Annotated in this window: 14 protein-coding genes; 9 read left to right on the forward strand and 5 right to left on the reverse strand. The window is 37.4% G+C overall.

The window, feature by feature from the left end; genetic code table 11:
- Positions 1-359 precede the first annotated feature (359 nt).
- Positions 360-992 (forward strand): Crp/Fnr family transcriptional regulator, encoded by a 633-nt coding sequence (locus F565_RS0115265; protein ID WP_020214108.1) that lies wholly within the window; start codon positions 360-362, stop codon positions 990-992.
- A gap of 94 nt (positions 993-1,086) precedes the next feature.
- Here the strand turns inward: F565_RS0115265 and F565_RS0115270 are convergent, their stop codons facing one another.
- The 3 genes from F565_RS0115270 to F565_RS0115280 form a co-directional block, all read right to left on the reverse strand.
- Entirely contained in the window at positions 1,087-1,578 is a 492-nt protein-coding gene (locus tag F565_RS0115270; RefSeq protein ID WP_020214109.1) for a nuclear transport factor 2 family protein, read from the reverse strand.
- A 63-nt stretch (positions 1,579-1,641) separates the two neighbouring features.
- The gene (locus F565_RS0115275) at positions 1,642-2,001 is read right to left on the reverse strand and encodes a nuclear transport factor 2 family protein (RefSeq protein WP_020214110.1); all 360 of its coding nucleotides are present in this window, start codon (positions 1,999-2,001) and stop codon (positions 1,642-1,644) included.
- A gap of 45 nt (positions 2,002-2,046) precedes the next feature.
- The gene (locus tag F565_RS0115280; protein WP_020214111.1) at positions 2,047-3,024 is read right to left on the reverse strand and encodes a SphA family protein; all 978 of its coding nucleotides are present in this window, start codon (positions 3,022-3,024) and stop codon (positions 2,047-2,049) included.
- Positions 3,025-3,239: 215 nt separating this feature from the next.
- On the opposite strand from F565_RS0115280, the gene F565_RS0115285 reads away from it, so the two are divergent.
- The 4 genes from F565_RS0115285 to F565_RS0115300 all read left to right on the forward strand — a co-directional run bounded on the left by F565_RS0115285 (position 3,240) and on the right by F565_RS0115300 (position 6,785).
- Positions 3,240-4,283 (forward strand): alpha/beta fold hydrolase, encoded by a 1,044-nt coding sequence (locus F565_RS0115285; RefSeq protein WP_231559621.1) that lies wholly within the window; start codon positions 3,240-3,242, stop codon positions 4,281-4,283.
- A gap of 8 nt (positions 4,284-4,291) precedes the next feature.
- Positions 4,292-4,906 (forward strand): DUF305 domain-containing protein, encoded by a 615-nt coding sequence (locus F565_RS21760; protein ID WP_020214113.1) that lies wholly within the window; start codon positions 4,292-4,294, stop codon positions 4,904-4,906.
- 1 nt (position 4,907) lies between these two features.
- Entirely contained in the window at positions 4,908-6,317 is a 1,410-nt protein-coding gene (locus F565_RS0115295; RefSeq protein ID WP_020214114.1) for a YncE family protein, read from the forward strand.
- A 72-nt stretch (positions 6,318-6,389) separates the two neighbouring features.
- On the forward strand, positions 6,390-6,785 hold the full coding sequence (locus F565_RS0115300) for a putative quinol monooxygenase (RefSeq protein WP_020214115.1): 396 nt from the start codon (positions 6,390-6,392) through the stop codon (positions 6,783-6,785).
- A gap of 83 nt (positions 6,786-6,868) precedes the next feature.
- Here F565_RS0115300 and F565_RS22445 read toward each other — a convergent pair whose 3' ends face one another.
- Both F565_RS22445 and F565_RS0115310 read right to left on the reverse strand, forming a co-directional pair.
- Positions 6,869-9,106, reverse strand: a complete 2,238-nt coding sequence (locus tag F565_RS22445) for a tetratricopeptide repeat-containing sensor histidine kinase (RefSeq protein ID WP_020214116.1) — start codon at positions 9,104-9,106, stop codon at positions 6,869-6,871.
- 203 nt (positions 9,107-9,309) lie between these two features.
- Positions 9,310-9,963, reverse strand: coding sequence for a hydrolase (locus F565_RS0115310; protein ID WP_020214117.1), 654 nt, complete (start codon positions 9,961-9,963; stop codon positions 9,310-9,312).
- 1,162 nt (positions 9,964-11,125) lie between these two features.
- On the opposite strand from F565_RS0115310, the gene F565_RS23235 reads away from it, so the two are divergent.
- From F565_RS23235 to F565_RS23435, 4 genes are all read left to right on the forward strand, one after another.
- The gene (locus tag F565_RS23235) at positions 11,126-11,494 is read left to right on the forward strand and encodes an Arm DNA-binding domain-containing protein (protein ID WP_231559620.1); all 369 of its coding nucleotides are present in this window, start codon (positions 11,126-11,128) and stop codon (positions 11,492-11,494) included.
- The gene (locus tag F565_RS23240; protein ID WP_231559619.1) at positions 11,485-12,198 is read left to right on the forward strand and encodes a site-specific integrase; all 714 of its coding nucleotides are present in this window, start codon (positions 11,485-11,487) and stop codon (positions 12,196-12,198) included. The genes F565_RS23235 and F565_RS23240 overlap by 10 nt, the downstream gene beginning before the upstream one ends.
- Before the next feature lie 307 nt (positions 12,199-12,505).
- Positions 12,506-12,637, forward strand: coding sequence for a hypothetical protein (locus F565_RS23325; protein ID WP_081621347.1), 132 nt, complete (start codon positions 12,506-12,508; stop codon positions 12,635-12,637).
- Between the two features lie 145 nt (positions 12,638-12,782).
- The gene (locus tag F565_RS23435) at positions 12,783-13,037 is read left to right on the forward strand and encodes a DUF1016 N-terminal domain-containing protein (protein ID WP_425306960.1); all 255 of its coding nucleotides are present in this window, start codon (positions 12,783-12,785) and stop codon (positions 13,035-13,037) included.
- The last annotated feature ends 448 nt before the right edge of the window (positions 13,038-13,485 follow it).

The raw sequence follows: 13,485 nt of genomic DNA on the forward strand, positions 1-13,485 counted from the left end.
ATTTTTATAGGTACTTACATAAAATGCACCAAACTGCTCAATTTATTTAAACACTTAAAAAACAACCATTTACAGCAATTACCTCGAAATTATTATTACGATATATCGCTGTACCCCTTATTGATCTAATAATGCAACGTCATTTCGTAACAATGATAAGTTTCCCCCTACAGACCATCACAACGAAATATCGTAATGCAATTACGCACTGTAACCACATACAGTAGTGATTAATATTTACAAACAAGTTAACTAATTAAAAATCAAAGTTTTAAGTTACTGGCATCGGGTTAGTTATAGATGGAGTAAGCCAAAGCAGAATATGCTTAACCATATAAAACTCTTTTAAAAACCTTACCATGACCACAGAATTTCAAAACTACCTACTGCACAGTATAGCATTAACAAACGAACAGTTAGACTGGATAACCTCTCTTTGCACAACCAAAATACTGCGCAAAAACCAATACCTGTTACAGGAAGGCGATGTATGGAAACACTACGCTTTTGTATCTAATGGTTGCCTTCGAACCTATTCCACCGGGTGTAAAGGTACAGAGCATGTTATAGGGTTACATATAGAAAACTCCTGGGCAGGCGATTACGAGAGCCTCATTACTGCTAAGCCATCACATTATAATATCGATTGTATAGAACCAAGTGAAGTGGTACTGTGTACAAAACAAAATTTTGAAAGGATTTGCAAAGAGATCCCTGCTTTTTATGAGCTGGCTAAAAGTAATTTAAACAGGAGCCTTGTAGCGTCTCAAAACAGGATAATGGCTTCATTAAGCTATACTGCCGAACAACAATATGCCTATTTTGCGGCCTGCTACCCACAGCTTGTAAACAGGGTGCCCCAAAACATGATAGCGTCTTACCTCGGTATTGCAAAAGAAACATTGAGTAGAATGCGTACTAAATCTGTAGTTAAAGCTGTACCGATGATACCCGCCCTTCAATTCTCTCACACGCCACAACAAGTGCTATGAATAGGATTTTTATCTCAGTATCGGCCATGAAAAAGCTGCGGATAACAACCACTTTCCAGTGGCTATCGTCCGCAGCTTTTAAATTACAGGTATTTTATTTACCAGCACCTGCTATTGCAGCACCAAGGTTACCTAATACCCCAAGCTGGCCCAACATTACAGTTGCAGCAGTATAACAGTTAAAAGACTGTACTTTACCGTTTATAATACGAAACACATCGCAGCATGGTGCATGAATTTCATTTCCCGTTGCAGGAATTGTACCTGCAGGTAATGCAAGCGGCCCTTTATGCGTTCCATTTAATGACAGCTCTACAACTACCACATCGCCGCTTACATACATATCATACAGTTCGCGGTGCATGTCTGGAAAAGCGGTAGCATAAATTTCTACCGGTAAGCCCAATTCTTTTTTGCCTGTGTATATTTTTCCTGCCGATTCGTCGTTAAATGTTCCATCTTCTGTAAACAGCGATATAAATTTTTCTACATCCTGTACTTCCGCAGCTGCATACAATTCCCTGATAATACGCTCGCTTTCGGCGTTTAAGCTAATGTCTTCTGTTTTAACTAATTTTACGTTCATGATTTTTGGTTTTGTGCTGGAATTATCCAACGTTATTGATTTTGAAAACTTATTGATAATTAATTATTCCTGCGGATCTATAAAAACAATAAGGGTTTTTATAACTCCATTTTCTACAGTAATTACATCCATGCCGGTTTCTGCATCCGGTTTGGTTTCAGATCCTAATTGCCAGTATAAACGGGCAACATTATGGTGTTGCTCAATAGGCTTTCTTAGCGTGAACTTATAATCTGGAAATTTAGCCTGTAAGTTTGCAATCAATGTGTTAAGTTCGCCATGGCCATTAGCCACAAAATGCGGATCGATAATGTTTACATCATCTGCATACACTTTTGCGATGTTTGCAGTTCTTATTTTTTCGTTTCTTTCGCTCCAGGTAGCAAAGTGCTGCTCTATGACAGCAATGTCCTTTTTTTCCATGATGGTTGTTTTAGTTGTATATTTTATAAAATGTTCTTATTATATTTAAAGGGGTATTGCGACACGCAATGTTGGCCTTACACCTTGGGTAGTATTCTTGGCTAAGGTTTCAAAAAATACTTTACCCTCTATTAATAACCCTGCACGGCCTGTGTAAATAAGCCCGGGCCCGTAACCTAACACCTGTTGTTTAGTGCTTTGCATACCATACTGGTTCGTATAATAGTTATGGTCGCCATCATAGCTGTCCTGGTTTAACTGCGCTAAATAGTAGGCAGCGGCTTCTATGTGCAGGTTTTTAATAAGCGCAACTTCAATAGAGTAATTACCATTATAAAAAGCTCCGGGCTTATCCTGTTTCCCTATTACGTGGGTGTTGTAGTTAAACTGGTTTCTTGCACTAATACTTACTTTTTGGTTAATAATTAATGTAAAAGCATGGTATGCGCCCACGCTGACAAGGTGTGCAGAAGGATTTATTGCATACTCTTTACTATATGAGCCTATAGGAATCGATACATCCAGCTCTGCCCTATGCGAAAATGGTTTGCCAAAAAGTTTTTTATCGCTCCATTGTATGGCGGTGCCCTGTACTATATCACCCAACATGGAAGGATTGAACGTGGGTGCTTCTCCACTTTGAGAAGTAGCAGTAATTTTTACTACAGGTATTAGTACCGTGAATCCTAAATTGCCTCCCAAGAGTTTTACTGGTGTGAGGTAAATAAACTGATGCATAGACAGTAAAGAATTTATTTTAAGGTCGGAACCTGAATCTTTTCCCGCAGAATTATTAAACTGGTGGGTTTCATAAGCCTGCATATAGTTTACATATACAAAGCCCGGCTTGCCAGCAATACCGTCGTACATATTAGCCAGGCCAAGGTTAGTAGGTGGCAATACAGGATCTTGTGCATAGGCAAATTTTGCTGTAGTAATAAAGAGTATAAATAGCAGGCCAGCACTTAGTAATCTCTGCCCGTTTTGTTTATCAGTATTATATAATGTAAAAGTTGTTTTCATACCGGTGGTTAAATAATAGATTAGCAACACTACAAAACTATTATTTAGACACCTGGCCGGGGTTGACGTATGATAAGAAATCAATTGACCTATATCAATGACTTACTTATCATATATCAATGGCTGCCGAAGCGGCTTTACTGAACTTTGACCTATCAAAATATCAATATTTTGAAAAATATAAGTCGAAACCATCACCCCTAAAACTTTTAAAAATGGAAACTAAAAAACAATCCTTCAATTCCCTACACAATATGTACGCGGGATCATTAAAATCATTTGTAAAGCAACTCTTTATAGTAGTGCTTTTAACTTTTACCATGCAGAATGCCGTTGCCCAGAATACTAAATATTCTAAAAAAGAACTTTCGGATGAAGCCCTTGTAAAAATGCTTCCGGGATTTAAAAACGGTACTGCAACCGTAAATGGTATAAAAATACATTATGTAGCCGGTGGGCATGGTAAGCCTTTAGTGCTCTTGCCGGGATGGCCCCAAACCTGGTGGTCATACCATAAAATTATGCCAGAATTAGCAAAAAACTATTATGTAATTGCTGTTGATATAAGGGGAATGGGTTCGTCTGACAGGCCGCAAACAGGCTACGATAAAAAAACTATGGCTAAAGATGTGGCTGAACTGGTACACAGCCTTGGGTTTGAAAAAGCATTTATCGCCGGGCACGACATTGGTGCACAGGTTGCCTTTAGCGTTGCCGCAAACCATCCGGATATTACCGAAAAATTAATTATTATGGATGTACCACACCCTGACGATTCGTTTGCATCGACATTAATGCTTCCGGCGGTGGATACACCAACCGATAAGTTAGACCCTGCAAAGCCGTATTTATGGTGGTTTGCCTTCAACCAGGTAAATGGTATGCCCGAAGAGATACTCTTAGGAAGGATAGCAGCTTTTCAAAAATATGTTTTCAACTATTTATTATTCGATGAAAGTGCACTGAGCTCATTTGACAGGGCAGTATATGCCGCAGCTTACGATAGCCGCGATGGTATAAGGGCTGGAAACGGATGGTATAAAGCATTCCCACAGGATATACTCGATTATAAGGATTATGCCAAATTACAAATGCCTGTTTTGGCAATAGGCGGCCCCGGCTATAACTGGCTGCAATATGTAATGCCTGCCAAAACAACCAACCTTAAAGTTGTAAAAGCCGAAGGGAGTGGGCATTTTGTAGCAGAGGAAAAACCACAAATAGTAATTGACTATATTAAAGGGTTTTTAAATCAATAATCATAACCATGGTACAGCAAATTTATAGTACAAAAATATATGCAGTGCTTGTGTTTTTATTTGCGGTACATACCGCAGGAGCACAACATCATCATGACATGCCTGCAATGGACAAAAATGTCTACTTATCCATAATGGATACTATGATGGTAAACATGGACAAAGCATTGGGTGCTGCAACAATTGAGGCTGATTTTGTAAATCAAATGATTCCGCATCATGAAGGCGCAGTCGCGATGGCTAAGTATGAGATTAAAAACGGTAAAGACTTTGCTATGATACAGCTTGCCAAAAGCATTTTGCAGGAACAGACGATTGAACTTCAACAAATGCGTATCTGGATAAAACAGCCCTTTGCCCCCTCTGTGCCGGTCACAAAAACATACCCCGGCGAGATGCAGCATACAATGGATATCATGATGCAAAATATGCCTGATAATGCTATGCTTAACAATCCTGACAGAGCTTTTGCAATGGTTATGCTTCCGCATCATCAGGCAGCGATAGATATGGCCAAAGTGCTGCTTAAATATTCTAAAAACAGCATAGCCACTTCTTTTGCCAAACACTTAATATCATCAGAACAAATAGAAATAGAACAAATGCAATTATACATTAAATAATATGAAGACACTAAAAAATTCTTTAATAGCTGTGGCTGCGTTTATTACCGGTGCAGTAACCGCACAAAGCCATGACAGCCATGACAGGGTATATACTGCCAACCAGGTTTCTAACACCGTTTCGGTAATTAACCCTGCTACAAACACTTTTCTCGGAGAGATAAGGCTTGGAAAACCGTATCCAAATGTGTTGAGTCCACTCTACAAAGGGGAGGCGCTGGTACACGGGCTTCGGTATTCTAAAGAAAAGAAAATGCTGGCCGTAGTTTCTATAGGCTCTAATGCAGTAACGCTTATTTCTACCGAGACAAATAAAGTGCTTAAAACCATTTACATTGGGCGGGCTCCGCACGAACCAACCTTTACGCCCGATAGCAAACAAATATGGGTATCGGTACGGGGTGAGGCCTACGTAAGTGTTATTGATGTCGAGAAAATGGAAGAGGTAAAACGTGTTTCCGTTGCCGACGGCCCAGGCATGATATCTTTTTCTCCAGACGGTTCCACTGCCTATGTGTGCTCGAGTTTTACCCCAGAACTTGCTATAGTTAGAACTTCTGATTATCAGATAGTAAAAAGAATACCGGTTACAAGCCCTTTCTCTCCTAATATATTTACAAGCCCCGATGGTAAATGGGTTGCCTTAACACATAAAGATACCGGCAAGGTAACTGTAATAGATACTAAAGATAATACAATAGCAAAAGTTATAACCACAGGGCCAATTACTAACCACGTTACTTTTATCATAATTAATAAAGAGTTGATAATGCTGGTAACTGTAGGGGGAGAAAATAAGGTAAAGGCATACAATGTTGCAAAAGATTTTAAGTTACAAAACACAACAGATGTAGGTGCGCTACCACACGGTATCTGGCCATCGCCCGATGGAAAGCGATTATATGTAGGCATTGAATATGGCGACCAGGTACAGGCTATAGACTTAAGCACCATGAAGGTTATAGCCACAATTGCTATTGGGCAAAGCCCGCAGGCATTGGTATATGCAGACAATGCTGTTACAGATGTAAATAATACAACAGCGTTAAGCCCCTTAAATGATCGAACTGCTACACAGGTTATAGCGTTTAAAAATACTACTGAAGGTAGCACGCTAAAAGGAAGGATAGCGGTGAGGAGCATTGGTTTGGCAGATCTTGTAGAACAGTCTTTTGGAGGGCTAAAGCCTAAAACTGCCTATATACTTGCGCTTTCTAAATCAGCATCACAGCCTTACACAGCTGACTACGAAGTAAATTCATTCATTTCAGATGATAAGGGTGCTTATGCCGGGCAATCTACAGGGCTGGTAAAATCGTTAGAGGCTGACAGTACTATAGATTACATGAATGTGGTGCTTATCGAGAAACAAACTGCGGAAGCCGTATTGATTGGTAGTCTTCAGAATTGATGTAACGGATTCAATATAGGAGATTTGATACCAAAATGCTCAAATAAAATTTAATACAATAAATCTAAAATTATGAAATCTGATTCAATAAAAACTACAGACACACCATTGTATGCAGTAAGCCATGATAAAACAATACCAACCCAAATTTTGGTAAGCGCCTATTACCGTGTACACCCAGATGACCGGCAAACATTTATAGATGCTGTAATACCGGATATGACCGCAGCAGTTACTATGCCTGGATGTATATATTACGCCTTTGCACAAGATGTTAGAGACCCAAATACATTTCACCTTCTGGAAGGATGGGCTGATAAAGAGGCTTATGAATACCACGAAAATGCTGATACCTTTTTAACTGCCCTAAGCATTGTAGTTAAAAATGTCAAGATACTGGACCGTCAGGGTATTCGTTATGATGTTGCGAAGCAGCATATCGACGACCCTCGTGGTAAAGTCGAGTAATTCGGAAAATTAAATTCTACATATTAAATATATTCCTCTTTAAGTAGCAGATACATACATCACTAATTAAGGAGGAATTTGTTTTATGCTGTTTCACATGCGTCCCTGTTATCCAAAAAGCAATCCTTAATAAATGAAGTTTTTATAACTGTGCCGTTATTATTATGTATGGTAAACTCGCCGTCTAAGTCTTCGCTTAATCCCCGTATAAGGGTCATGCCAAGCGAAGTAGATTCTGAAATATCATAATTGTCAGGCATGCCTATTCCGTTATCTCGAATAATTAATTCATATACCTCATCATGTTTATGGGCAAGGCTGATTTTTATTTTGCCATTTGTCCTGTCTTTAAAGGCATATTTCATGGCATTTGTAATAGCTTCGTTTAAGATTAGCCCAACAGGTACTGCCTGGCTCACATCAAGGTCGATGTTGTCTACCTTAACTTCAAAAATTATATTACCTGTATCAAAGCTATCTTTTAAATTCGATACAAGGTCATGTATGTAAGCAACCATACCAATTGAAGCTAAATTCTCTGACTGGTAAAGCTTTTGATGAATCAGCGAAATCGAATTTACCCTGTGCTGGCTATCGCGGATGGCCGTAAGTGCAGCCTTATCCTTTAAGTAATGCGACTGGCTGTTTAGCAGGCTCATTACTATTTGAAGGTTGTTTTTTACCCTGTGGTGTATCTCTTTAAGCAGCCATTCCTTCTCTGTAACCAACTTGCCTAAAGATTTATTTTTGGCTTCAATTTCAAGTTGTTTAACCTGCAATTGATCGTTGTGTTTTTTCCTGTTCCTGTTCCGCCAGTACAACGCTCCGGCTATGACTACCACTAACCCTAAAAGAAGTATTACTACAACGATGGTGCGTCGTTCATTTTCTACAACAGCTTTTTGTAGCAGGCCTTCTTTAGTCAGTAATTGTATGTTGTTGTCTTTTTTAACACTTTCATATTCGGTTTGATAATGGGATATTTGGTTTGATTTAATCTCGTTAAAGAGGCTGTCTTTAATTCGTATATAAGCCTGATAATTTTTAATCGCAGATGTGAGATTACCCTGAACAGAATCTAACAAAAATTCATTTCGGTAATTGTCCCTTATAGACTGGGCAAGGCCCATTTCTTTCGCTAATGGTTTTGCTATATTTAAATAGAAACGGGCTTTGGTATAATTTTTTATCTTGTAGTAATGAATCATGGCAGAGTTATAAATAGCATTCCTATGATATTCAGCAATAGATTCCCTATTTTTATCAGCAAATCGTAACATCTCCATACAATATTTTTCCGACACAGCTGTCTCCCCCAATTTATCAGAAATTTGGATAATGCTCGACCATTTCATTACTTTACATGGCACCTCATCACATTGATAGGTTTTAAATATTTTATTAATAAAGATCTTTGTTTCTTTGGTTCTTCCTGGTTGGCTATACATATCTGTAAAAACACTGTAGGCAGCGGTATATATAGCTATAATATCTGTATCTTTTATAGCATAGTCAAGTGCTTTTCGGGAATAGTTTTCTGATGTTTTATAATTTTTAAGATAATTGTAAGTATCACCCACAGTGTTGTAATAATAGAACAAATTGTTGTTCGTCGAACCATTCTTCTCACCCTCTTTTATAGCTTTTAAACCATATTTAATGGCCATATCATACATACCTAAAACATTATAGCCGTCTGCGAGATTACCATAAATCTTGTCTGGTGTATGGATATGTAAAGTGCTATATAATCTTACAGCCTCTTCACCACAGGCTATTCCCTCAGAAAATTTGTTGAAATTGTAATATTCACCACTAATATTCCCAAGTAATTCAGCAAGCTCTTCTTTACCCGAAAATTTACGGGCTGCTTTAATAGATTGCTCTGCATATTCAAGTGCTTTGTCCTCGCCGGTATATGCATTACTTAACTGCATATAGCATAAAGCTTCCATTTGTGTAAGCCTGCTTTTTTTAGCTAAATTAATTGCTTTGGTCGCAAATGTCCTGGCTTTCTGTATTTCATTTGTGGTGACGTAGGCTTTAGCCATACCCGCAAAATAAAATACCTTACCTCTTGTATAATTAATTTCATTACTTAATGCATAGGCCGAATTTAGAAGATAGAAAATGCTGTCTTTAGCACTTTCACCTTTATTATCTATAAAATAGGAAGCGAGTGAAGTGAGGTTTTTTACCCGGGAAGTATCGGGTAAATCCATTTTAGATTCCGCTTTTATTTCACTGTAAGACACCCTTTGAGCAAAGCAGGATAAGGTTGTAAAAAGCAATAAAAAAAGCAGGCAGGTTATATTTTTCATTCAGTTGTTTATTGGTTAAACACTGTGCTAAAAATAGGTTAAAAAGGAATTAAAGCTTAAAAATATCTTACAAATTATCTTGTTAAATTGTCTTGCTTGCAACATTATTGACTGTCATATAGTAACTTTCATATTATATTTTTATTACATTAAAAAAAAGCAACATTTTGATGCTACTCAAAATATTGCTTAAATAAGTTTTATTAATGTGTTGCTGGTTGTGTGGCGAGAAGCTGTAATTCCCAGGCTAATGCCACACCGCTTGCACCACCATGCTCTAAAATAACTCCTCCTAAGGCGTTAGCTGTATCTAACCGCGCCCAGTCGCGCTGCCATTCGCCTGCTACTGCCATCCAGTTAATAGGCACAACACCGGCCTGAATCATACGACGTATGGCCATATCGTGTGCTTCTGTTGTTACAGCACCGCACGCATCAGTAACTACAAATACATCATAGCCTTCGCCAATTGCTTGAATTGCTGGCATTACTACGCATATTTCGGTAAAAAGACCAGCTAGAATAAGTTGCTTACGCCCACTAGCTTTTACTTTGTTGGTAACGTTCGGATCTTGCCATGTGTTAATTAAGGTACGGTTTATTGGTTTTTGATCCGGAAATACATCCTGAAGCCCCTTGATAATGTTGCCGCCACGTTCTTCTATGACTGTTGTAAGAATTGTGGGTACATTATACACTTTTGCCGTCTTAGCCAGGCCAACTACATTGTTAATTATAATTGTAGGTTCGTGGCTGTTAATGTTTGTAAACTGATACGGTTGGTGGTCAATTAACACAACGATACTGTCTTCTGGGCGTAGTAGGCCTTCAAGGCCTGTTTTAATAATTTTTTGCATGTGATTTAATATTATTATTATTTGTTAGACAACTAATATTCAATGTAATTAGCTTAAACATTTGTATACAATCACCAGTCCAAAATATTAAAAAACTGAATATAAGAAAGTTATAATTGGCACCGTGGTTTGAGTTCCTATGATATATCGTGATTTATTACACAGCCAACGTAAAGCCGTTATAATGTTTTGTAAAACTGTTGTCTTTTAGATAAAACAGAAGTACATTCATTACATCTTTCGTATAATGCTTAATTGTGCTATTAGTAAGAGCTAGGATTCTGTCACTTTTGACACAATTTACAAATTTACTGCAAAAACATTAATTCTACTTCACTTCTATAACCCGGATGGTAACATGGCGTATATTTTATATACCCCATTACCTGAAGTTCCTTAAAATATTTATGGAATGTTGGTAAGGTTTTGATATGGGAAAGTGCCATGATTTTACTGCGGCTAACCTTTATAATTTTCGGTTGACCTTTCCTGTAAATAAACCGAACTTCATTGCCCCCTTCACCGATTAAAACTGTTGGAAAGGGGTCAATGTAATTAATTTATCCACCAATAACCAAAAATGACATTTTCGCTAAAATCATCGATTTCGGACGAAATAATCCCTTGTGTAATATTTGAAGCTATTGAAACTCAAACACCACTAAACTCTTTGTGTTCGATAAACCCTCATACATTAAAAATAGACGTTTTATTGCTAATTTTAGTACTAACTATTGACCAATCTTACAATTTAATAATAAATTCAATGTTCTAAAAATATAAATAAAAAGCGTTATGATTTATATTAAAGTATTTGCATGTACTTTAACATCATCAAACAGATTTAAAATAGGAACAAGGTGTTCGACTGTGATCCCTGACAGCCCACTAAAAGTAAGCTTTATATCACTATGAAGTAAGTTAAATCACATAAAACCTGCACTTTATGAAGTTGCAGGTTTTTTTATTTTACCCCTTGCATCATCAAAATTTTAAAAATATACAAAGTTTTTGTAGCAAATCTGTGGCAATTTCAAATTGCAAAAAAAATTGCCACAAAATATGCTTTAAGTTTTTGATTATCAACATGTAAATTTGCTTAACGACTTGATTTGAAAGCACTATAATTCGACCTTTATTAATTTTTTAAAACGTTGAATTTATGTTAGGGAACAGTTTCGGAATAACCTTCTTTTTGAAGAGTTCCACAAGTAAGACAAATGTTAGGTATGTTTACCTTAGAATCACAGTAGATGGGATACCCAAAGAGACATCTACCAAACGCAAATGGGTTACCGACCGCTGGGATCAAAAAACAGAGCGGACTACGGGCGGGAAAGAGGATGCAAAAATTTTAAATTTCTTCCTCGATGCAATGCACATGAAGATCCAACAGCACAAAAGCGAACTAATGCTTGCAGGCCAACTACTCACGACCCAAAAGCTGATGGATTTTGTAATGGGTAAGAATGTTTCAAAGGCAACGATTGTTAGGAGTTCCAAAAGCACAATGATGAATTATTGGCTTTAGTTGAAAAGGGCGAGTACGCAATCGGCACACACGTACGATTTGAGATTGCTAAAAAGCACCTTACGGAATACCTGCGCTACAAGTACAATGTAGATGACATGGAATTCAGGGAACTTAACTATGAGTTTGTCAAAGATTACGAGTTCTATCTCAAGACAGTTAAGAACATCAGTCATAACACCGCAGTTAAATACATTACCAACTTCAAGAAAATTGTATTGCTTGCCATTGACAAGGATATTATAGCTGCCGACCCATTTAAACGTTTTAAGGCTAAGAAAATCAAGATTCATAAAAAACCACTGAGCAGCCAGGAATTGGCATTGCTGGAACATCATAACTTTTCTACCCCGCGCCTTGCTACGGTACGTGATATTTTCGTATTCCAATGCTATACAGGCCTTGCCTATATTGCTGTATTTAACCTCAAGAAAACGGATATCAAGATTGGCATTGATGGTGAAATGTGGATTATCAGTGAAAGGCAGAAAACAGGAGGTAGTATTAATATCCCGTTATTGCCAAAAGCAAAAGCTGTGATGGAGCACTACGAAAACCACCCTGTTTGCCTACAGCGAAATTCTGTACTTCCGGTAACCTCTAACCAGAAGATGAATGCTTACCTGAAGGAAATAGCTGACCTGTGTGGCATCCAAAGTACCCTAAATACCCATAAGGCCGGGCGCTGGGACACCAATTCGTAAAGCAGACTGAAGAGTATGCTATTACCGAGCAACAATCGGTGGGACGCGAAATGAAGCAATTACAGCTGAGGCTGAACGATAAGGAAACTACCGCTGAGCCACCTTCATTGGATATCATATCTAAAATGCAGCAGGAAATACAGGAACTAAAAGAACTGCTTGCTCTGTCTCATGGGAATCATAATCTAAAAAAAGCTTAAGTCATGGAAAATAATTTTGTAGAAATCTTTCAAATTATAAAGCAATCGCGCGCAAATGCGGTTAAAGCTGCAAACGCTAATTGATAAAACTGTACTGGAATGTTGGAATGTATATAAGTAAAAAATTAAAGCATACCGATTGGGGAGATAAAACGGTTACTGACTTGTCAGCTTATATCCTACGCAATAATCTGGAACTTAAAGGCTTTAATAATAGAGGGCTTTACAGAATGATATAATTTTATGAATTGTACCCCGAAAATCATAAGTTAATACTGCCTTTAGAAAACTTGTTAAGTACTGAAAATAAATTATCTGTAATTGTGTCATCACTGATGACACAATTCAAAACAATTGACATAAAAGGGTAGTATACTTGCGAAAATAAGCTATACACATCACATGACTATTTTCTTGAGATGTAAATTAATAGAAGGAAGGGAGTTTTACATTAGATTATGCATCCGTGAAAGCTATAGTATCCGTGAACTTGATCGTCAGATTTCTTCCAGGTTGTTTGATCAGTGCATAAACCGAAGACAATTGGCCCCATTCGCCGATTCAAAATTGACCACCATTTCTATTGGTCTACAAATAATTAGTAGTGTCATTAAAATTTGTGGAGAGGGGTCAACGTAATTAATTATCCATTATGCTACCTAAATCTGAAAATTTCTATTCTCTCTAAATTTCCTGTGCATATAATTATATATGAATTAATTATCATTTACTTATAATTTAAAACTATAATATTAAACTGGTTGCAAATTTACAATCATTTAGCTTGGATATGCTCCTCTACCCACCTGATCCCGTTAAAACCATAAGACAGAATTAATTTTAAGAAAGTAGATGAATACTGTCTTTTGCAAAACTGGGTCAACTGAATTTAAATGACTGACTTTTAGGCTCTTTTCAAGTTATATGAAAATTAACATCGGCTCTTTATAAACACTGCCACCTTCAAACTATTGCGGGAATTAATTGAGCATATCATACTTCACAATATACCACATATCTTAAAAAAAGCGGATGCATCCGAAGCTTACATCCGCCCAAAACCTTTTTTTTGTTCTCCCAACTTCAC

Source organism: Flavobacterium rivuli WB 3.3-2 = DSM 21788, assembly GCF_000378485.1.
Lineage (GTDB): Bacteria > Bacteroidota > Bacteroidia > Flavobacteriales > Flavobacteriaceae > Flavobacterium > Flavobacterium rivuli.

Coding starts and splice junctions, on each gene's coding strand:
- F565_RS0115310 (WP_020214117.1), bottom strand. CDS start 9,963: ATGCAAAAAATTATTAAAACAGGCCTTGAAGGCCTACTACGCCCAGAA.
- F565_RS22445 (WP_020214116.1), bottom strand. CDS start 9,106: ATGAAAAATATAACCTGCCTGCTTTTTTTATTGCTTTTTACAACCTTA.
- F565_RS23325 (WP_081621347.1), top strand. CDS start 12,506: ATGTATATAAGTAAAAAATTAAAGCATACCGATTGGGGAGATAAAACG.
- F565_RS0115300 (WP_020214115.1), top strand. CDS start 6,390: ATGAAATCTGATTCAATAAAAACTACAGACACACCATTGTATGCAGTA.
- F565_RS23235 (WP_231559620.1), top strand. CDS start 11,126: ATGTTAGGGAACAGTTTCGGAATAACCTTCTTTTTGAAGAGTTCCACA.
- F565_RS0115295 (WP_020214114.1), top strand. CDS start 4,908: ATGAAGACACTAAAAAATTCTTTAATAGCTGTGGCTGCGTTTATTACC.
- F565_RS0115270 (WP_020214109.1), bottom strand. CDS start 1,578: ATGAACGTAAAATTAGTTAAAACAGAAGACATTAGCTTAAACGCCGAA.
- F565_RS0115285 (WP_231559621.1), top strand. CDS start 3,240: ATGGAAACTAAAAAACAATCCTTCAATTCCCTACACAATATGTACGCG.
- F565_RS21760 (WP_020214113.1), top strand. CDS start 4,292: ATGGTACAGCAAATTTATAGTACAAAAATATATGCAGTGCTTGTGTTT.
- F565_RS0115280 (WP_020214111.1), bottom strand. CDS start 3,024: ATGAAAACAACTTTTACATTATATAATACTGATAAACAAAACGGGCAG.
- F565_RS0115265 (WP_020214108.1), top strand. CDS start 360: ATGACCACAGAATTTCAAAACTACCTACTGCACAGTATAGCATTAACA.
- F565_RS0115275 (WP_020214110.1), bottom strand. CDS start 2,001: ATGGAAAAAAAGGACATTGCTGTCATAGAGCAGCACTTTGCTACCTGG.